Source organism: Brevibacillus composti (assembly GCF_016406105.1).
GTDB lineage: Bacteria > Bacillota > Bacilli > Brevibacillales > Brevibacillaceae > Brevibacillus > Brevibacillus composti.
Genome location: NZ_CP066308.1, coordinates 2,104,894 through 2,125,162 on the forward strand (window position 1 = coordinate 2,104,894; position 20,269 = coordinate 2,125,162).

Sequence of the window (20,269 nt, forward strand, 5' to 3'; positions counted from 1 at the left end):
GCCGAACACATAGGAAAAAGAGAGGCTCTTTCGAGGGCCTCTCTTTTTATGGGGCTGTGCAAACGATTCGATGGCAACCCCCTCAGGATGCGCGGGACTCCGCTTGGTGCGCGGTGATCTCCTCATACTCTTTTTCGCTGATCAGGCTGCTGTTGTTTTTCATGAACAGCGTGTACAGGGCAAGCGAGATCAACAATCCGATGGTCCATGCGTTATCCCAGATGAAACCGAGTCCGGGGATCAGCTTGCTGATAAATGGGACGGCAATCCCGATGGCCATGGCCCACACTGCACTCCAGTTGAATCCGCCCGTGTACGAATAGATGCCGTTTGTCCGGTACAGCTCCGTCAGGTGAATCCGCCGCTTGCGCACCAGCCAGTAATCGGCGATGGCAATGCCGTCAATCGGGCCGAGGAGGGCGGCATACGTTCCCAGCCACAGAAAGATGTAGTTGCCAAAATTGTCGAGAATGTACCAGGGCTGCATCGCAAGCGCTGCCACTCCGGTGATGATCGCGCCGGCCCCAAAGGTCATCTTGCGCGGCGCCAGATTCTCGATGGCCCGGGCAGGTGCGACGACATTGGCGGCGACGTTCGTGGTCAGCGTGGCGAGGATAATGCCGATAGTGCCCAGGAAGATGGCAAAAGGAGAAAATTTGGCCAGGACGGCGGCAGGATCCCAGATCGCTTCTCCGTAGATGACGACCGTAGCGGATGCGACGGCCACACCGATGAACGAGAAGCCTCCCATGGTCGTCGGCAGGGCGGTCGACTGTCCGACGATTTGCGCTTTTTGACTTTTCGCGTAGCGGCAGAAGTCGGGAATATTCAGCGCCATGGTCGCCCAGAAGGCAATGGCTCCGGTGAGGGAGGGGAAGAAGACAATGAGGAATTCACCGACGGTATTGAATTTGGAAGGGGCAGACAGCATCGGTCCCCATCCGCCAGCAGTGGTGAGCGCCCAGACCAGCAGTGCGAGGGACATGATGATCAGGATAGGAGCGGCCCAGAACTCCATTTTCTTGATGGCCTCTGGTCCTCTGTAGGCAATCCATACGTTGAGCGCCCAGAATCCGAAAAAGGCGATCCAGGTATGCCCGGCTACATTTTCCCATCCGCTCATCGACATAAGCAGCGTGTCAATGGCAGTGCCGCCGAACCAGCAGTTGATCCCAAACCAGCCGGCTCCTACCAATCCGCGAGCGACGGCAGGGATGTGGGCCCCTCTGGAGCCGAACCAGAGGCGGGCATAGACGGGGTACGGGATGCCAAACTTGGTGCCTGCGTGGGAATTGAGGAGGATCGGAATAAGGACAATACAGTTCCCCAGGATAATGGTCAATATGGCCTGCCACCAATTCATCCCCAGGGCGATCAATCCGGCGGCGAGCGAGTACGCAGGCAAGCAGATGGACATGCCGATCCAAAGACTGGCAAAGTTGTAAGAGGTCCAGTTATGCTCTTCCATCGTCGTGGGCCGAAGTCCCTCGTTGAAGAGCGGACTGTCCTTGATCAGATGTTCACCTTCTTTCGTCAATGTGACGATCCCGCCCGCATCTACTTGCGTCTTCATGGGTATATCCCTCCTTTGTGGGAAGATGAGTGCCCGAATCAGGCAGGGACTCGGACACAGGATGCTACATTATATTGGGCGGGCCAACCGCTGATTACAGAATTTTCGCATAATGACAAGAAAAAGCGCCCGGCAAACGCCAGGCACTGTTTCGTTTGATCAAAGCGATTTATTTCGGAAAATACTCTTTCCAGCGGCGATCCACCAGTTCCGCAATTTCCGGAAGGACTTCTACTTCGTCCGGATAAAACGGCTTCATGCGGGCGTCCACGACCAGTGGCCCCTCGTAGCGGATCTTGTTGCGGACAATCGTCGATTTGGCGTACAGGTCATGGGCCGGGTCAAATCTCGTAAACACGGTCCATAAGAACGCAGCCTGGTCTTGGGCGATCGAGGCGTCATCGACAATGCAAATCATCGGCCATTCGCGGCAATTCTCATACAGGTAGGGAAGAATTTCTTCACCAAACTCCGGACGGTCTTCATAGGAAGGACCCGAGATGACCAGGCAGCCGGCCGAGAACGGCTGAATGTTGGAAATGCTCGGAATGCCTTCGCCCTTGTACTCTCGCGGCAGCTCGCGGACGGGGTCGCCGATCCCCAGCATGATCCCTTTGGAACCGTGGTTCAACTTGCGCCCGGTGTAATCCAGCGTATCGCCCGAGGTATCGTTGACGATCAACAGGTCGCGCTCCGGCTGGAAGCGGGCCAGTACGATTTCGAGGAAATCCCGGAAGTTGGCGAGATCGCAATCCACGTCGGTCACCATCAGGAACTTTGTCAGCGTCAGCTGACCTTCGCCCATGATGCGAAACGCGTTGGCCATCGCTTCTTTATAATAGCGCTCCCGGACGATGGCACCGGCCAGGGCGTGGACACCGGTTTCACAATAGGCCCAGATCGCCTTGACGCCCGGCATCACGACAGGGAAGAGCGGAGAGAGCAGCCGCTGCAGGTATTCGCCGATGTAGTAGTCCTCCTGACGCGGTTTTCCTACGATGGTCGCGGGATAAATCGCGTCTTTGCGGTGAAACATCTGTTTGACGTTGAACACCGGAAAATCGTGGGTCAGCGAATAGTAGCCAAAGTGATCGCCAAACGGGCCTTCCGGTCTGCGAATATGAGGCGGAACCTCTCCCGTGAAGACAAATTCGGCATCGGCGACAATGCGGTGCGGATGGTTTGGCACTTCGGCCATTTTTAATTTCTCACCCATCACCAGCGAAGCGAATACGAGCTCGGGCACCATTTCCGGCAGGGGAGAGATCGCCGCCAAGATGAGCGCAGGCGGACCGCCGATGGTCAAAGTGACCGGAAGCGAGCGATTTTGCCGCTCCGCTTCGTGATAATGGAAGCCCCCTCCTTTGTGAATCTGCCAGTGCATGCCTGTCGTATTTTTGTCATATATCTGAATCCGGTACATGCCCAAATTATGCTGTTTGGTATCCGGATGCTCGGTGTAGACCAGCGGCAGCGTGACGAACGGACCTCCGTCCAGATGCCAGGTAGTCAGGGCGGGAAGCGCTGTCATGTCTACGTCTGTCGTCGAGATCTGGGTGACCGGCGCTTGACTGGGCGAGACGGTTTTCGTCCCTGTCTTCATGACCTCCAGCAAAGGCCCGCGCAAATCCCACAGGCCGGAGAGAGAGGGCGGCATCAGCTTGTCCATTCCATGTACCAGTTCGCGCACGACGTTTTCCGGTTTGGGGCCAAAAGCCATGTCTACCCGCTCGGCGGTGCCAAACAGATTGGTCACGACAGGAAAAGACTTTCCTTTCACATTGGTAAAGAGCAAGGCGGGCCCTTCCTCCTGGATGACCCTGCGATGTATTTCAGCCAATTCCAAATAGGGATCGACCGCTGCATCAATTTCAACCAACTGTCCGTGACGGCGCAGTTGTTCCAAGAACGAACGCAGGTTTGCGTGCATGTATCTTACCTCCACATCCCCATAATTCCTCTTCTACTGTACACGAGATACCCGGTCGAATCTACTTTTTTCCCCGATCTCCTGTGACGAAATCTTTTCATTGCGAAAAAAAGTCACTTGACAGCAGGGAGGCAGGAAACTATTCTTGGAAAAATTCACGAGAACTGTTCTGTTCCATATAAAAAGCAGAACAGCAAAGGAGCGAGTATAATGCTGACGATCAAACCGGTAGTGCTGGAAGGAAAAGGCGTGCGACTGGAGCCGCTTGCCGAGCATCACGGCGAGGGATTGTGGGAGGCTGGGAGGTACGAGGAGATTTGGACGTACATGTCTATGGCAATGCGGCAGCCAGACGACGCGCGCCAGTTTGTGGACGCTGCCTTGAAGGCGCAAGGCGAAGGCAGAGAGCTGCCTTTTGCCATTATCGATAAAATGACAGGGGCTGTGGTGGGAAGCACACGATTTATGAATATTGCCAAAGCGGACCGCGGATTGGAGATCGGCTTTACTTGGCTGACGCCGTCCGTCTGGAAGACGAAAGTCAATACGGAGTGCAAGTGGCTTCTCCTGCGCCACTGTTTCGAAGAGCTGGGATGCATCCGGGTCCAGCTCAAGACCGATGCGCGCAACCTCAATTCTCAGCGGGCGATCAAGAGAATCGGGGGCGTCTACGAGGGCTTGCATCGCAATCATATGATCGTGCGCGACGGCTATATCCGCGATACCGTCTTTTTCAGCATCCTGGACAGAGAATGGCCAAAGGTGCAGGAGAAGCTGCAATTGTTGCTGTTTGGTGAATAAGGAGGGATAGGGATTGTGGACAAGCGGCGGCGATGTATACAATGGGCATGTCAGCCTGTCGACGTGAATGCGTGGCAGCATGACGCCTGAATGATACAGAGAGATGAGGGCTGCTTCGATGGTACAGCGCATTAGCTGCCCGGCCGGTATTGTCCTGCTCGCGGGAGATTTGGCCGCTTTTATACTGTTTACTTATTATGGAAAAATTGCGCATGGATTGCCCACGCATTGGGCTGGTATTTTGGAGACGATGGCTCCATTTCTGCTGGGATGGATCTCGGCTGGCCTCCTGCTGCAACCGTATCGCAGGGAGACGCTGGAGAGGGCGGCGAGGCAGCTGGGCAATGTTCTCGTGATGTGGACACTGGCCGCGCCGATCGGCATCCTAATTCGCTACCTGTGGCAGGGACAGCCCCCCACCTGGCTGTTTATCGCCGTCGCGTATTTTGTCATGCTCGCCTTTTTGCTCGCGTGGCGCATTCCATTTGCCGCTGCGTACGCCTGGCGCAGGAGGCGGTAAAATCGCTGCGGCAGCTCCCTTTTGTCTGCTGATAAATCTGCCTGATACGGGGGACGATACCTGTTGACGACAGCAAAAGGGAGGTGGGCCTGTGGGGAAGAACAACAACAGCAAGGACCTTGGCAAACATCGCGGAAAAACATTGGACGAGAACGATAAAAACACCAATCTCCGCCAATCCAATCACAACGACCGCAACAAACAGGAATAGGTGGCCTAAGAAGCGAGCCGTCACGCTGGAGCGGCTCGTTTTTCTTTTTCGTACCGAGCCGCATCCCGTTACAGGCTGGATGCGAGAATATGCTATAATATCCCCAGTTTGCGGAAAGCAGATAGGAAGCAGGACAGTGGAGGGGAACTAACGTGTCAGAACCATTGCAGGATGTTGAGCCGATCACTATGTCATCGCAGGCTTTTCTGATTCTGTGCAGAATGCTGGACGGCTGCTATGACGAACTGCGCGGACAGGAGCATACAGGTGAACTGGTCGAATCCATCGCCGATATATTGCTGGCTGGGGTACAAAAGCTGGAGGAGCAGGAAAAAAAGCCGAAAACGATTACCTTTCCGCTCACCTTGCCGCAGGCTTATTTCCTGCGCAGGCTGGTGTCCGAGCTCTTGCTCAGGATGCCGGAAGAGCAGCAGGGCAAAACAGCAGAATGGCTGCGGGAATGCCTGACAGCCCTGTCGGGAGGCGGTCAGGAGCATGGACAACCGCTATCCTGAACTGCATCTGGTCACCAGCGGGAGACAAGAGCGGGATTCGCTGCTGCGAATCGCCGAGGCCGCTTACGCCGGGGGAATCACGTACTTACATATACGGGAAAAGCAGCGGACGGCCCGTGAAATCATGGAGTGGGCCGTCGCGCTGGCCGAAATCATGCCGCGGGATCGCATCTTTATCAACGATCGCGTGGACGTGGCCGCCGCCACATCATGCGGCGGCGCTCACCTCGCCTATCACAGCATACCCGCAGCCGCCGCGCGAACCGTGCTGAAGCCCGGACAGAAGATCGGCTGCTCCGTTCATTCCATGGCGGAAGCGCAGGCGGCGCTGTCCCAAAAAGTGGACTACCTGTTTTACGGACATATCTTCGCAAGCGGCTCAAAGCCAGGGGTGGCGCCGCGAGGAACGGAAGAGTTGAGCGAGATCACCTGTTCGCTGGATATACCCGTGATCGGGATCGGCGGTATCAAACCGGACAATGTCGGTCGAGTGCTCGCGGCCGGTTGTGCCGGTGTAGCAGTCTTGTCCGGAATAACCGAGGCTCCGGACAGCAAGCGGGCTGCGCAGGCTTATCGGGAGGCGCTGGACCGTTGGAGGGAGGAAAACACATGAAAAACAATGTGAGAGATATTAAGCGGCTGCGTGAAAAGCTGGGGGTCTATTTCGTCGTCGGCACCCAGGACTGCGACTACTCGGCCGAACGCACGCTGGACATCGTCAAAAAAGCCCTGCAGGGGGGAGTCGGCACCTTGCAGCTGCGGGACAAGGGGAGCCGGCTGACCCAGCCGGAAAAGGAGCAGTTGGGCAGGGAGATGCAGCAGCTGGCCCGCCAGTACGAGGCGCTGTTTTTTGTCAATGATGATGTGGAACTGGCGATCACCCTGAAAGCCGACGGCGTGCATGTCGGACAGGATGACATGAAGCTGGAAGAGGTTCGCGCACGGGTGGGTGCGGAGATGTACATCGGCGTGTCTGCCGGCACAGTGCAGGAGGCGAGAGAAGCGCTGGCAGGCGGAGCGGACTGTATCGGTGTCGGCGCCATGTACGCGACCGCATCCAAGGCAGATGCAGGAGAGCCGATCGGGCCGTCCGGACTGCGGACGATTCGGGAGTCGGTCGGGGCGGATCTGCCCATCGTGGGAATCGGGGGCATCACGCTTGGCAATGCCGCAAGCGTCCTGTCCGCCGGAGCCGATGGGGTGGCCGTGATCAGTGCGATCAGCAAGGCGGCTGCGCCGGATGAAGCAGCCAGAGAGCTCAAACGACTGGTGGATCGGATCAAGCACTCGCCCAAGTAAGCTAACATACCTTACAAAAAAACAGCAGCAATGGCTGTACCTGGTATGAGAGGTGAAACAGATGAAACAACGCAACTATCGGATTGGCTATGAATGGGTGAGCAAACGAGAGCTGTTGGAGCGTTTGGAGCTGCAAGATTGTGCGCTGGTGGAACATAGGCGGCTGGCACCGTCCGCCGCGCATCCCGATGCGGAAATGGTCTCTCCGGAGGAGGAAAGACATGCGGTTCTGGTGCGATTTCAGAGGAGACCGAGCGAATGGATCACGTTTAACGGCTTGTATGAAATCTCTGCGCGCGAGCCCATACCCTGGATTGATTCCCCGCTGGAGTATCATCTGTTTGGCACGGAGCTGATACCGGGCAATATCCGCAGGGAAAAGGCGCCGCAAGCCCGCATCCCTGCCCGCACCAAGCTGCAGGTGGCGGCCATCCGGCAGGAGACCGTCTTTGTTACCGTGCCGGGCCATCCGTCACGGCGCTATGAAATGTCGCTGGCCCATGCCCGTTTTGCCAAGGATCATCCGACCGAGTTGGAGCTCAAACTGCAGGTATTTGCCTTTCCGCCGCGGGAGGATATTCTGGTTGACTGGCTGCTCAAGGAAGGCAGGAAATCCGGGATCATTACCCGGCCCAATCAGGAGCGCGTGGAGCGGTCTGCTTTTCAGGTGTGGGATGAGGTGCGCCAGGAATACGGCATCAGTGTAAGCGCGGCTCTCCTGGCAATCAAGCAGGCTCTCGTCGTGCTCGACAGAGCTGGCGTGGAAGCTGACTTTCCCTATCCGATACAGGACATATCCGATCTCTCGTTGTCCAATGACGATGAGCGAGATGCCTTTTACTCGTACCATGCCGTACGTTGTTCGATTGCCGCTGTCGCGTCTCTCCTGACGACTGATCCGCGTGATCCGCTGCAGGACGTGCTGCTGATGGAGATCATGCTCGAACAGCAGGTGAACCGCAGGCGGGAATCATAGAATCGAAAAAAATCATGACGAAAAAGGAAGTGGATAAAAATGTATGTATCAATGAATCGTTTAACGGTGCCAGCAGATTATCGCGAGCATCTGGAGCGGGCGTTCAGCCAGGGCGGAGAGCGGATGAAAGAAGTGCCGGGATTCCTCGAATTTCTCTTTCTCGCGCCGACCGAAGGCGATGAATACACGGTGTTTACCAAGTGGACAAGCGAGCAGGACTACGTCAACTGGACCCAGAGCGAGGCTTTCAAGCGTTCCCATGCAGGCAGCAATCCCAATAGTCCCGTGAAGTCGGAACTTCGCACCTACCACGTCAAAGCATCCAGCTAAACGCTTGGCATTCGTTTGCGATTCAAGCAGGCGAGTGCCTTTTTTGTTTTCAGATAAGTTGCGCGATAAACATTTTTTCACAAATTGTTACCAATTCATGATATGATAGGGTGAGCAAAAGAAAACGCTTACATGGTTACTATCCTTTTTAGGGGGCAGTGAGTATGAGTCGCGTAGAACCTGATTTTTCACTAGTCCAGGTGCCTGTTCATCTGCGTGAGTTCGTCGTCGATCAGGATTACGACAAATACACGCCGGTTGATCATGCGGTCTGGCGATATGTGATGCGTCAAAACCATCATTATCTGGGCACGAGGGCGCATTCTGCGTATCTGGAGGGATTGCGTCTCTCCGGCATCAGTGTGGAGCGCATCCCCAATATCCGGGAGATGAACGAATGCTTGTCAAAGATAGGCTGGGGCGCTGTGACCATCGACGGTTTCATCCCTGCCGTCGCCTTTTTCGATTTTCAAGCACACCAGATTCTGCCGATCGCCTGCGATATACGACAGTATGATCACATCGCCTACACCCCTGCGCCCGACATCATTCACGAAGCAGCCGGCCACGCGCCGATCATTCTCGACGAGACGTATCGCATGTTCTTGAAGCGATTTGGCGAGATTGGCTCGAAGGCGCTGTCCTCCCGGGAAGACTATGAGCTATATGAAGCCATTCGCTATCTGTCGATCGTCAAGGAAGATCCGGATTCGACCGAGGACGTGATTCGCCAGGCCGAAGAGGAGTTGGAACGCAAAGCGCAGGCGGTGCACCGGGTCTCCGAGGCGAATGAACTGGCCCGCCTCTACTGGTGGACGGTCGAGTACGGCTTGATCGGGGATTGTGAGAATCCACGCATATACGGAGCAGGGCTACTCTCATCCGTCGGCGAGAGCATCAGCTGTATGAAAGAGGACGTAAAGAAAATACCTTTTTCGCTGGAAGCCTGCATCGCCACGGACTATGACATCACCAAGCCGCAGCCGCAGCTGTTTGTCTGCAAAAATTTTCAGGAGCTGATCGATGCGGTTGAGGAGTACGCCAAGCGCATGGCCGTAACCGTCGGCGGTACCAAGAGCTTGATTCAGGCCAGCCAGATGCCGCAGACCACGACGTCCGTCTACAGTTCGGGCCTTCAGGTGAGCGGTATTTTATCGGAGCTGGTATTTGATGAGACAGGGGAAGCCATCTATCTCAAAACCTCCGGCCCAACCGCTTTGGCCGTTTCGGACAAAGAACTGCCCGGACACGGCAAGGAATACCACCGCGAGGGATTCGGCTCGCCGATCGGTCGTTTGGCGGGAGAGGCGGAGCCGTTGGAGTTGTTTTCAGATGAAAAACTGCGGGAGTACGGGATTTCCCCAGGACAGAGATGCACCCTCGCCTTCGCTTCGGGTGTTCACGTGGAAGGGATTGTCCACTATATTCAGCGTGAGCGCGGCAAGGTCGTGCTGATCGGATTCGACCCGTGCACGGTAACCTATCGGGATCAGGTGCTGTTCCAGGCGGAATGGGGGGTTTTTGACATGGCCGTCGGGGAGCGGATCGTCTCCGTCTTTGCCGGCGCCGCAGACAGGGAAGCATTTGCGACGGGGACGCACAGACCATCGGCCATCACGGCCAAAATGCCCAGCTATTCCCCTGAGCTGCTCAGACTGCATCAGCTGTATCAGCGAGTTCGGCAGCTTCGCGAGGAATCGCAGGAGCGGGATCAGGTACAACATGAGCTGGCTGCCATCATCGGCGAGGTCGATGCCTCCTATCAGGAGGATTGGTTGATTCGCCTGGAGATTCTGGAACTTCTGCGAGCGGAAGAGGGGACGGAGAGCGAACAGAGCCGACTCGTCACATCTCTGGAAGCGCTCATGGAGAAGCTTCCGGAGCAGCGGCAATTAATCGAAAACGGGCTTCGTCTCTTGAGCGAATAAGGGAATCAGTCAGCGGCGTGAATGGCTCCGAAAGGGGATGGTCACGCCGCTTTACATTCTCGCATGTTTATGGAATAAATATATATGAATGTTTTTCCAATAAATGAAAAGAGACAAAGGAGCCAGTAGAGTGAAAAAGAGAATACGCAAGCACTTAACCAGTCTGGCCCCTGGACTGGCAGCTAAAGCCTATGACTTATTATCGGATCATAATCGGATATCTGCCATGATTTTAGAAGAACGTTCTTACACTCTGTCTCTATTGGAAACGTTCATCCTAAGCCTTGTCGACTTTATGGAGACAGGCTCTCGAGAAAGAGCTGTGGAACAGACCACAGAAATTGCCCGGTTTCGCGCCAAACAGGGAATCCCCCTTGACTGTGTGCTGGAACGAGTGCGCCTGTGTCGCGACACCCTGATTGAACAAATCAGGCGGGATGGCCATCGTTTGATTTTTACCGAGGAAGAGCGACTGGAGCTGTACCAGATTCAATTGGACCTGTACGAACTGGTGGATGCCCTGATGGATGTGTTTGTTCACATCTTCGAGGAGGAGGAAACACAGCGTAAACAGCTAGAGCTTCAGGATGAATCGACGAAAGAACGCTTTTCCCAGGTAGCCGAGCAGGAACTGGTGCAGCTCGTGCTCCAATCCACGGATATCGCCGTCTTGATCATTGATCGCCATCTGCGCATCGTCGAAGCCAACTATTCTTTCGCCGAACTGCAACAGGTGGATCGCGCGCAAATCATCGGCAAGCACATCGACGAGATATTCCGTCCGCGGGAAAATGAAAGGTTTGTCCAGTGGGTGATCGAACGGGGACAGTCTGGTCATTATGTGGCGGAGATCAACGGGACGCTGACCACCGTCAGCACCAGTCCGATCTATCACAAGGGCGATTTGTGGGGCGCCATTTCCGTGATGCGCAATATCACGGACAGCAAACGATATGATGATGAACTGAGCAAGCGGGAGGCACTCGCTGCGGTCGGGCAGCTGGCGGCCGGGATGGCCCATGAAATCCGCAATCCGCTGACCTCCATAAAAGGGTTTATCCAATTGTTGAAGGAACAGTCGGAAACCCCTGAGAACAGCTCTTATTTTTCCGTGATTTTGACAGAAATCGAACGGATCGACGGCCTGCTGAATGATGTTCTGGTCCTGGCACGCTATCGGGACGACAAGATGAATGCCGAGCGCTTCCTGATCATGGACGAGGTGCTGGGGGTGATCCGTCTGCTGGAGCCGGAATCCAATCGGCGCGGCATCCGGCTCGAATTGAAATGGTCGGGAGAAGAGTGGTACATCTACGGGTATCGGGCGCGTATTAAACAAGTAGTTCTGAATATTCTCAAGAATGCGATGGAAGCCTTGGCGACAAAAGGCACGATGGTGCGGATCACCGTATACGCATCGATTAATCAGGTCGTACTGACCGTAGAGGATGATGGTCCGGGTCTGGAGGAGCAGGTGCTGAAAAATTTGTTCGTTCCGTTCTATACGACCAAGCCGGATGGGACGGGCCTCGGCCTGTCGACGACGCAAAGAATCATCCTCGACCACGGCGGAGAGATCTTTGCGGAAAACTCCTCGCAACTCGGGGGAGCGCGCTTTGAAGTCAGGCTGCCGATTTCCCAGGCGTGAGCACACTTTCTCAGGAAATGCGGGTAAAACCGAATCGGGATGCACCGGATTGGAAATGGACTGCGCCAATAGATTACATAACAATTATTATGTAAACAAAATGGTAACGTTTTTAGACAAAGTGCCCGATTCGCTTTTGACGGGCGGGAAGTTTCGGTACAATAGAAGTACCATTACCCCTCGGAGGTATCTATGAGTGGAAATCTATCCGTATTTCTAGCCTTTGGCGCGGGTTTTTTATCGTTTATTTCCCCCTGTTGTCTGCCCCTGTATCCGTCATTTGTCTCTTACATTACCGGGATTACGATGGATGAGATCAAAAAGGGCAGAGCCGTTTTCCAGCGGCAGGCACTGCTTCACACGCTGTTTTTTATCCTCGGGTTTTCTATCGTTTTCATCGCGCTCGGACTCTCAACCTCCTGGCTGGGTTCGCTTTTTGCATCCCAAAAGGATTTGATCCGCCAGTTGGGGGGCATATTACTAGTGATCATCGGTCTGGTAATGCTGCAGGTATTTAAGATGGACTGGATGATGAAGACGTGGAAAATCGATTTGAAATCACGGCCATTGGGGTATACAGGCTCAACACTGGTAGGCATCACCTATGCAGCCGGCTGGACTCCTTGCGTAGGGCCGATTTTATCCGGCATTATTATTCTCGGCGTCAACGATCCGGGAAGAGCGCTTACCTACACACTCGCCTATACCGCCGGCTTTGCCATTCCCTTCTTCGTCATGACCTTTTTTATCAGCAAAGTCAAAGCGATCATGAAATACTCTGACAAGCTGATGAAGCTGGGCGGTGCTCTGATGATCCTGTTTGGCGTCTTGCTCTACACCGACAAGATGACAGACATCACCCAGGTCCTGATCAGAATGTACGGCGGCTTTACCGGATTCTAAGACGAGGTGAGCCCATGAACAGATTTGTCGTCGCCGTCCTAGTCATCATCCTCGCAGGAGCCGCGATCTGGCAGCCGTCCCAGGAGACGCGTGCCGTCGTGGCGGAGCAAAAGCCGGAGGTTGGCTTCGAAGCTCCTCATTTCTCGCTTAAAGGATTGGATCAGCAAACCTATGAAGTAAGCGGCAAGCGGGGGAAGCCGCTGCTCATCAATTTTTGGGCATCCTGGTGCGGTCCTTGTAAAATGGAAGCGCCAGACCTTCGCAAGCTGCATGAAAAGTACGGGCTGCAAATCGACTTCTATGGCATCAACGTCACCAGCAGCGACAGCCCGGAGAGTGCCGCGGCATTTGTCAAGCAGTACGAGCTGACTTTTCCCATTCCCATGGACCTGACCGGACAGGTAGCGAGTCGCTATTGGGTTCAGGCATTCCCCACCACCTACCTCGTAGATAAACAGGGTATCGTGCGGAAGAAGATCATCGGAATGGTCGACGCGAAGTATCTGGAAGCCGAACTGAAAAAATTGCTGGAAGACAAAGGACCGCTGCGGTAGAGAATACGGTTTTGTTACGGAGTACAAAATTGATTTCGGTATCTAAGTGGAAATTAAAAGTGGTAGTCAGGAATAAAACACCTGGCTACCACTTTTAATTAAAAAGAACTGTCAGTATTTTCATTCGTTACCGATCTACGGCGAGTCAGTCGCGCTCGCTTGGAACAGATGTGACGCGGCCGTCCGGCAGGATGCGCACGTCTTTGGACAGCGATTCGATCCGTTTGATCAGGTTCTGCCCGTTTTCCTCATCCATGGGAACCGCCTGGCCCAACTCCGCGTGATGGGGGAGCATCCTGAGCTGGCAGTCGCCGTCCTTGGTGCAGGAGGCCTGCAGGATCATCGTTTCCCACGTCTTCGGCTCATGGGAGCGGGTAAAGATAAAGTTCCCGAGGCTGTAGGCAATCCATTTATTCCGGTAGGCTTCAAACCCTTGCAGGACATGGGGATGGCCGCCAACCACGAGATCGGCGCCGGCCTCGATGTAGGATCGGGACAGCTCGATCTGATGATCGACCGGGTAATCTTCCCGCTCTTTGCCCCAATGGACCACGACGATGATCAGATCGGCTTGATTGCGAGCGCGCTTGATCGCGTCCACAGCTTTGCTCGGGTCGTAGGAGGCGGCGATGCCCGGCTTGTTATTGCCTGCATACCAGCTCACCTCCGGGACCACCCGGCTAAAGCCGAAAAATGCCAGGCGGATCCCGTTGCGCTCGACGTAGACGGGCGCATAGGCCTGCTCGGCATCGCGCCCGGCACCCATATAGCGAAGCTCATGTTCATCCAGGATGCGGAATGTGTCCAAAAGTCCGCTTTCTCCGTGATCCATGCTGTGATTGTTGGCCAGATTGACCAGATCGATTCCTGCGCGCTTCATCGCGGGCGCCACTTCCGGAGCCGCCTTGAAGACGTACTGCTTATTGGCGGCAGTTTTCCCGTTTTCGGTGATGGGCGTCTCCAGATTGGCGATCGTGTAATCATCCTGTTGAAACAGTCGGTATACATGGGCATACGGGAAGTCGAAGCCATTTTCCATGAGTCTTGCCTCGACGTGGCCGGAGAAGATCATGTCTCCGACAAAGGAGAGATGGACCACGGATGGCGGGGTGATGGCAGCATCCGGCTCTTGCTGGACGGGTTGGTTGGGTGGCTTGGCTTCGTTGCTCCAGATGCCTTTTCCCATGATATAGAGGAGACAGGCAGCGAGCACGGCAAGGGTAAAAACGATGGTGGACAACAGCAACGTCAACAATTTCCGGGTTCGACGCCGCTTGGCTCTTAGACGTTCTGTTCTAGTCGAATACATGGCTCTCCCTCATTGATTTCCACTGCCATAGCGGAGCAGCTCTCTTCAAAACATACAGATAATTATAGCATGGAGAAAATGGAAAAACGAATATGCGAAACGTCCTGGCCCAATTTGCGGAGAGATGGTCGTTTTGTGCCGCTGCCTACGGACATATCCCCCTCACCTACATATGATATTCCGACATTCAGGCAGAGGGGGGATCGAAGTGTCCAAGCCAAAAAAAGGGAGATTGAAGAAAGAGTCCAAGCAGCACCCTCATCAGGTCAATCTAAAAATCGTCACGTCGGGGACGTGCTTGGTATGCAAGCAGCCTTGTTCGAGGGGAATGGAGTACGTGGAGAAAATGGCCCAGCCTGGGGCGATTGGCTTTGGCGTGCCCTGCATATTGACCAAACCCCGCAGCGAACGATAAACGGCGGCTCTCCGGCTGCTTTCCAGCTGCTTGCCAGCCATCGCCAGCCACTCGGTCCCGCACCAGACTTACGATGGATATACATGGATTGAATGATCCCTAACACAACAAGGCACATCCAGAGATGGATATGCCTTGTTTTTGTGCAAACGCCGATCTCCACGCATCTGGCAAGGGGGACAGTGCTATATTATACTAGGTACATACATCAAAAAGGGAGATGTCCGTCCATGAGACCACTCGCCATTTCTCCGGAGACGGCTGTCAAGCTGGCAGAAGCGCTGCAGGTTCCGCTTGAGCGGCTGATGCACATGCCGCAGCATATCCTGCTGCAAAAAATGATGGAGCTGGCCCAGGCCGAATCGGCAAGCAAGCAGGAGAAGGAAAGCCAGCCTAGCCAAGATGGGCAGGATGCAGGGGAGTAACGATGGCCCCTACCGCCCGAGCATGCGGTGCGAAAGTGCCGACATTCGCCGCTGCAAAAAGGATTTTCAGAGGGCAGTGGTGAATCAAACGATCAAAACCTATCCAGTGGAGGGAAGAAAATGTCTGCAAATGTAGCGGAAAAATTTCGAAAAGGCGTAAAGCCGCAAGATTTTATCCAGGGAATGACGAAGAACCAGGAGGCTTTTCAGGACTGGTATCAAAAGTTCTCCTGGGAGAGCGAGGAAGATCGCCAGTTTTTTGCGTCGCTGCGCCACCGCGACGATCTGCGCTGCTTGATTTTGGCGGCAGATTGGTGCGGAGATGTCGTGCGCAATGTGCCTGTCGTTCTCCGCGCGTTGGAAGAGACGGAGATGCCTGTCGAGATCATGATCATGGAAGAGCATCTGGATTTGATGGATCAATTCCTCACCATGGGCGGCCGCGCCATCCCCGTCGTCATTTTCGCGGATACAGGCGGCCATGTATTGGCCAAGTGGGGCCCGCGTCCCAAGCACGTCCAGGCAGTCATGACGGCTTTCAAAGAGCAGAATCCGGATCGCACTGCACCGGACTATGAAGAAAAAATCAAGGTAGCGCGGGCAGAGATGCTGGCTCAGTACGGAGAAGGCACCGGCTATCAGCAGGTGATTGTCAAGGAGCTGCGCGAGGTGCTGTCCTCGATCTGATGCATGACCTGTGTCAGCCAGTCGTCGAAAAAGGAATGAGACTCTTTGCATTACTACGGAAATGAAACCATCATGTCATTGGAGCAAGTGCTTCGCTTGCGTCCGAATGAAGTAAGAATCCTCGAATGGGTGCGCAGCTACGAATTCCTGGAGAACCAGTACGGATTGGACGATGCCGTTCCGTATTTTTTGGAGATCCGGTGTGAGGGGGATGGAGTGCGCATTCGGCGAAACAAGATCACCGATTTCCCCGACTACCAGTGCGAAGAAGAGCTGGTATTCCCGGATGTCGTGCGCGCCCTTCCTGTCTTTCATCAGTGGGCGGAGAAGATTTTGCATCAGCTGGAGAGCAGTGAAAAATGATTGTTATCCGGCTGACATGACGTATTGACAAGAGATTTTTTTCTGTGATAGATTAAAAAAGCGCCGATCGGTTTTTCTGTGGAAGGGCGGACAGGCGCTTATGCGGGTGTAGTTCAATGGTAGAACTCTAGCTTCCCAAGCTAGCGGCGTGGGTTCGATTCCCATCACCCGCTCCATATTTCTAGACCGTAGAAACCTTGAGAAATCAAGGTTTTTTCTTTTTGCGTGCCCAGCAAGCCGTTAATTGCTAGTTGGTGAAAGTCCAACCGAGGTAAGAGCCAAGTCGCCTCGTAGCTGACAGGCAACTGGTGGAGTGATCCTAAGGTTGAAGCCCTGTGACAAAGTAACCCGAAAGGGTGCAAGCAAATCAGCAGACCGTAACATAAAGTGAATCCTGCCGCCTCGTTAAGAAAGACCATTGTAAGATGGACAAGGAGGAGCCGAGCCTGGGGGAAGTGGGCGAAGGCCACGGAAGGTGTGTAGAACTTGGATCGCAGCACTCAAGAACCTCTCGGGGTAAGGGGAACGGTATGCTGAGAAAGTAAGGAACGGAACTGGGGAGACCCTACTTTGCACACTCCGTCGGAGTGTAAAGCGGAAACCTATAACCGTAAGGGAAGTGGTGGACGGCAGAGAGGGAGTCGGAGGGGCTCATAGTACCAGAGAAGTGGAGACAACAAAACTCCATGGAGGAAAGGAGCCCTGCTTTGTTCACGGGTTGAAAGGAGGTAAGAGTGAGTGAATGCAAGTAAACTTGCTAACTACACCGATGCAAAAGCTCGACAACTTTGGACAACCCTATATCTTTGTGCCAAGGAAAATCCAAAACGGCGATTTCATGCTCTGTATGACAAGGTGTATCGTCCTGACATCCTCGCCGAAGCATGGCGCAGAGTGCGTGCCAACAAAGGAAGCGGCGGAGTGGACGGACAGACAATCGAAAGAATTGTACATGAATACGGAGAGAGTAAATTCCTCAATGAAATCTACCTCGACCTAAAGAGAAAACGGTACCATCCGGCACCAGTTCGACGCACGTACATTCCAAAAGCGGATGGGAAGCAAAGACCGCTTGGCATCCCGACGATACGAGATCGAGTTGTCCAAATGGCAACCAAAATGGTCATTGAGCCAATTTTCGAGGCGGACTTTAAAGATTGCTCATATGGATTCCGACCGAAACGAAATGCCCACCAGGCGATTGCACAAATCAGAAAAGCGAGCAAACAGGCATATTGGGTAGTTGATGTAGACATCAAGGGGTACTTTGACAACATCAATCAGGAGAAGCTGATGAAACTGGTTGAGCAAAGGATTTCGGACCGCAGAGTACTAAAACTGATTCGAAAATGGCTGCAAGCAGGTGTCATGGAAGGTGTACAGTTCCATGAAACGGATTGGGGAACTCCGCAAGGAGGAGTAATTTCGCCGCTGCTTGCGAACATTTACCTCAACTACATGGATACAATCTGGGAGAAACAATTTTCTCATCTTGGCAAATTAGTTCGATACGCCGATGATTTCGTGGTCATGTGCAAGACGAAAAAGGATGCCTTGGAAAGCATTCAGGTTATAAAGGCCATTATGAGCAAACTTGACCTGACTCTTAGCAAGGAAAAGTCTCGATTGATCAATATCTGGGACAACACCGCAGGCTTTGACTTCCTCGGTTTTCATCATCGAAAATTTCCCGTTCTCATTAAAGGTGGAAAAAGGATATATGTCATGTCACATATTCCAAGCAAGAAAGCAATGAAAGAAATGAGACGGAAAATTAAGATGTACACCGAACCGCGCAGCAAGTTGTACTGGCCGCTGCATGAGGTGGTACAAGGGCTTAATCGAAAGCTTAAGGGATTCAAGAACTACTATTCAATTTCAACTATAGCAGCAAGATGGTTAAACAAAATTGATTGGTATGTAATAGAAAGGCTGACGCTATTCGTTAACAAGAAAAGGAATGTGCGAAACAAGCATTCCAGGGTCGGGGAGGTAATGAAAGCCACACGGGGATCATTGGTGAAACTTGCCGGAGAGGACTACCGAATGCCAAAGAAAGAAGAGCATCGGAAAGCCGTATGAGGGAAAACCTCACGTACGGTTTGATGAGGGGGAGCTGAAATGAGTAAGGCGACCATATGGTCGCCCAAAAGTTTCAGTTTTCTACTCTACTTCTGCAGGATAATAGGGGGGAGAGTCGAGATAGTCACGTTTTCATTTTATCTCTGTATCGGATAAGATGAGGATAGGAGGGATAACGATGTGCGGACGTTTTACGATCATCACCGACCCGGTGAAAATGATGGAGCGCTTTATTCTCGATGAGATAGCATTTCACCTCGAGCCACGATACAACGTTGCCCCCGGCCAGATGATTCCCGCCATTATAGCGGATAAAGGAAAGCGGCGGATTGGCAAACTAAAATGGGGTCTCGTTCCATCTTGGGCATCAGACGAGAAGATCGGCTATAAGATGATAAACGCGAGGGCGGAGACATTGACCGAGAAGCCAGCCTTCCGGAATCTATTTGCCCGCAAACGATGCATGATTCCGGCTGACAGCTTTTATGAATGGCGGCAAACGCAGAAGGGTAAGCAACCGATGCGCATCATGATGAAAAGCGAGGGGCTGTTTGCTTTTGCTGGCCTGTATGATACGTGGACGAGGCCGGACGGTCAAAAGCTGCACACATGCACGATTATCACCACTCGACCCAATGAGGTCGTAAGAGACATACACGATCGGATGCCGGTTATTTTGCGCGGACCGGAGGATGAAGCGATCTGGCTGGACCGCGATACCTTTGACGCTGAGCTGCTGCAATCCCTGCTCGTTCCTTATGATGCGGAACAGATGAGGGCATATCCGGTATCGGCGATGGTGGGTAGCCCTAAGAACGATGTCCCGGAGTGCATTGAGGAAATTTCAGATCCCGCTTAGGTGAAAGAGGTGACTGGCAAGTGGGTAATAACCAATCCTCTCTATAAAAAAGCCTTGATAATGGAGGCTATTTTTCTTTTTTTGAGCTCCTCCAGCGTCAAGAAGGAGTGTCACAGCAGTAAAAGCGATCACTTATTATCTGGCCACTCATCGCCTTGAGTACGACATACCCAGTCGTAGTGTAATTCGGTATCAAAAGGCTCTACTGGAAGCTCAGAGCCTTGAACAACAATTTGCAGACCATCTAGTGTGATACGCTCATTTAGGTATGCAAGAGTGTCGTGAATGCCTCCGTCCCGAGCTTGTTGCAGCATCGCGGAGAGAATGCTTTTTTGTTCCGAAGTGAGAACGTCCAAAAGCTGATTGATCGGCTCGTTCTGCGGCAGCCTCGGCCAAGCATTTTCTTGAACCCAAACAGATTCTACACATGGGCGCAGCTTCACTAGATCATCAATAAAGGCTTTGTATCGGTCTAAATTTTTCACAATGATCTCTCCATTCAATGTTTGGAATAAGCTCGATAGTAGCGAATTCAGCTAGAGAAGCCGCAATTGAACGAATCATAATTGACGTAGCTTTCTAAACAAAACAAACATCCCCATCGCAGCAGGAATCGTAATGACGAAATATGTATAGATCTCTTTCTCATCTTCAGGTGAGGAGAAGAAGAAATACACGACATAGGCTTCAGGATTCTCCTTTTGCGTAGCTACATACTCCATATTGAGCTCTTGAATTACCTTAGATTCTTCGTACTTCTCCACAGCGTATATACATAATAAGACCAATAGATGAATGACTAGTGAAAAAATGAGGAGTTTATACATATTTTTCATTTTGACCAGCCCCAAAACCAAGAAATTTCTTCAGTATTACCAGGTTATCCTAAATCGTCCTAGCATGTATAATGGAACATCCTGGTATCGCTTGTTTTGAGCCAC

22 protein-coding genes and 1 tRNA gene are annotated in these 20,269 nt (G+C 53.2%); 18 read left to right on the plus strand and 5 right to left on the minus strand.

What is annotated here, in order from left to right; all coding sequences use genetic code 11:
• Positions 1-82 precede the first annotated feature (82 nt).
• Both JD108_RS10850 and JD108_RS10855 read right to left on the minus strand, forming a co-directional pair.
• Entirely contained in the window at positions 83-1,573 is a 1,491-nt protein-coding gene (locus tag JD108_RS10850) for an NCS1 family nucleobase:cation symporter-1 (protein ID WP_198829818.1), read from the minus strand.
• 169 nt (positions 1,574-1,742) lie between these two features.
• Positions 1,743-3,503, minus strand: a complete 1,761-nt coding sequence (locus tag JD108_RS10855) for a menaquinone biosynthesis decarboxylase (protein WP_198829819.1) — start codon at positions 3,501-3,503, stop codon at positions 1,743-1,745.
• 210 nt (positions 3,504-3,713) lie between these two features.
• On the opposite strand from JD108_RS10855, the gene JD108_RS10860 reads away from it, so the two are divergent.
• The 11 genes from JD108_RS10860 (at position 3,714) to JD108_RS10910 (ending at position 13,188) form a co-directional block, all read left to right on the plus strand.
• Positions 3,714-4,304 carry a GNAT family N-acetyltransferase gene (locus JD108_RS10860; RefSeq protein ID WP_198829820.1) on the plus strand — a complete coding sequence of 197 codons (591 nt, stop codon included), beginning with the start codon at positions 3,714-3,716 and terminating at the stop codon, positions 4,302-4,304.
• A 118-nt stretch (positions 4,305-4,422) separates the two neighbouring features.
• Entirely contained in the window at positions 4,423-4,824 is a 402-nt protein-coding gene (locus JD108_RS10865; RefSeq protein ID WP_198829821.1) for a DUF3054 domain-containing protein, read from the plus strand.
• A 363-nt stretch (positions 4,825-5,187) separates the two neighbouring features.
• The gene (locus tag JD108_RS10870; protein ID WP_198829822.1) at positions 5,188-5,550 is read left to right on the plus strand and encodes a hypothetical protein; all 363 of its coding nucleotides are present in this window, start codon (positions 5,188-5,190) and stop codon (positions 5,548-5,550) included.
• Entirely contained in the window at positions 5,531-6,163 is a 633-nt protein-coding gene (locus tag JD108_RS10875) for a thiamine phosphate synthase (protein WP_198829823.1), read from the plus strand. Before JD108_RS10870 ends, JD108_RS10875 begins: the two co-directional genes overlap by 20 nt.
• Positions 6,160-6,849, plus strand: a complete 690-nt coding sequence (gene thiE, locus JD108_RS10880) for a thiamine phosphate synthase (protein WP_198829824.1) — start codon at positions 6,160-6,162, stop codon at positions 6,847-6,849. The genes JD108_RS10875 and thiE overlap by 4 nt, the downstream gene beginning before the upstream one ends.
• A gap of 61 nt (positions 6,850-6,910) precedes the next feature.
• A complete protein-coding gene (locus JD108_RS10885; protein ID WP_198829825.1) occupies positions 6,911-7,825 on the plus strand; it encodes a hypothetical protein in 915 nt (304 codons plus the stop codon).
• Positions 7,826-7,864: 39 nt separating this feature from the next.
• Positions 7,865-8,155, plus strand: coding sequence for an antibiotic biosynthesis monooxygenase family protein (locus JD108_RS10890; protein WP_198829826.1), 291 nt, complete (start codon positions 7,865-7,867; stop codon positions 8,153-8,155).
• A 164-nt stretch (positions 8,156-8,319) separates the two neighbouring features.
• Positions 8,320-10,083: an aromatic amino acid hydroxylase gene (locus tag JD108_RS10895; protein WP_198829827.1), complete on the plus strand. Its 1,764-nt coding sequence runs from the start codon at positions 8,320-8,322 to the stop codon at positions 10,081-10,083.
• A gap of 322 nt (positions 10,084-10,405) precedes the next feature.
• Positions 10,406-11,731 (plus strand): two-component system sensor histidine kinase NtrB, encoded by a 1,326-nt coding sequence (locus tag JD108_RS10900; RefSeq protein WP_228728382.1) that lies wholly within the window; start codon positions 10,406-10,408, stop codon positions 11,729-11,731.
• Positions 11,732-11,923: 192 nt separating this feature from the next.
• Positions 11,924-12,634 (plus strand): cytochrome c biogenesis CcdA family protein, encoded by a 711-nt coding sequence (locus tag JD108_RS10905; protein ID WP_198829829.1) that lies wholly within the window; start codon positions 11,924-11,926, stop codon positions 12,632-12,634.
• A 14-nt stretch (positions 12,635-12,648) separates the two neighbouring features.
• On the plus strand, positions 12,649-13,188 hold the full coding sequence (locus JD108_RS10910; RefSeq protein ID WP_198829830.1) for a TlpA disulfide reductase family protein: 540 nt from the start codon (positions 12,649-12,651) through the stop codon (positions 13,186-13,188).
• 145 nt (positions 13,189-13,333) lie between these two features.
• Here the strand turns inward: JD108_RS10910 and JD108_RS10915 are convergent, their stop codons facing one another.
• The gene (locus JD108_RS10915; protein ID WP_198829831.1) at positions 13,334-14,497 is read right to left on the minus strand and encodes a CapA family protein; all 1,164 of its coding nucleotides are present in this window, start codon (positions 14,495-14,497) and stop codon (positions 13,334-13,336) included.
• 208 nt (positions 14,498-14,705) lie between these two features.
• Between JD108_RS10915 and JD108_RS10920 the strand changes: the two genes are divergently transcribed.
• The 7 genes from JD108_RS10920 (at position 14,706) to JD108_RS10950 (ending at position 19,328) form a co-directional block, all read left to right on the plus strand.
• Positions 14,706-14,912 (plus strand): hypothetical protein, encoded by a 207-nt coding sequence (locus tag JD108_RS10920; protein WP_198829832.1) that lies wholly within the window; start codon positions 14,706-14,708, stop codon positions 14,910-14,912.
• Between the two features lie 230 nt (positions 14,913-15,142).
• Complete coding sequence (locus JD108_RS10925; RefSeq protein WP_198829833.1) at positions 15,143-15,337, plus strand: YycC family protein; 195 nt, start codon at positions 15,143-15,145, stop codon at positions 15,335-15,337.
• A 120-nt stretch (positions 15,338-15,457) separates the two neighbouring features.
• The gene (locus JD108_RS10930) at positions 15,458-16,024 is read left to right on the plus strand and encodes a thioredoxin family protein (protein WP_198829834.1); all 567 of its coding nucleotides are present in this window, start codon (positions 15,458-15,460) and stop codon (positions 16,022-16,024) included.
• A 45-nt stretch (positions 16,025-16,069) separates the two neighbouring features.
• Positions 16,070-16,387 carry a hypothetical protein gene (locus JD108_RS10935; protein ID WP_198829835.1) on the plus strand — a complete coding sequence of 106 codons (318 nt, stop codon included), beginning with the start codon at positions 16,070-16,072 and terminating at the stop codon, positions 16,385-16,387.
• 102 nt (positions 16,388-16,489) lie between these two features.
• Positions 16,490-16,563 (plus strand) — tRNA-Gly (locus tag JD108_RS10940).
• A gap of 562 nt (positions 16,564-17,125) precedes the next feature.
• Positions 17,126-18,469: a group II intron reverse transcriptase/maturase gene (ltrA, locus tag JD108_RS10945; RefSeq protein ID WP_198829836.1), complete on the plus strand. Its 1,344-nt coding sequence runs from the start codon at positions 17,126-17,128 to the stop codon at positions 18,467-18,469.
• Positions 18,470-18,647: 178 nt separating this feature from the next.
• Positions 18,648-19,328 (plus strand): SOS response-associated peptidase, encoded by a 681-nt coding sequence (locus JD108_RS10950; protein WP_198829837.1) that lies wholly within the window; start codon positions 18,648-18,650, stop codon positions 19,326-19,328.
• Positions 19,329-19,456: 128 nt separating this feature from the next.
• On the opposite strand, the gene JD108_RS10955 is transcribed toward JD108_RS10950, so the two are convergent.
• Positions 19,457-19,813 carry a DUF6547 family protein gene (locus JD108_RS10955; protein WP_228728383.1) on the minus strand — a complete coding sequence of 119 codons (357 nt, stop codon included), beginning with the start codon at positions 19,811-19,813 and terminating at the stop codon, positions 19,457-19,459.
• Positions 19,814-19,888: 75 nt separating this feature from the next.
• Positions 19,889-20,164 (minus strand): hypothetical protein, encoded by a 276-nt coding sequence (locus JD108_RS10960; protein WP_198829839.1) that lies wholly within the window; start codon positions 20,162-20,164, stop codon positions 19,889-19,891.
• Positions 20,165-20,269 lie beyond the last annotated feature (105 nt).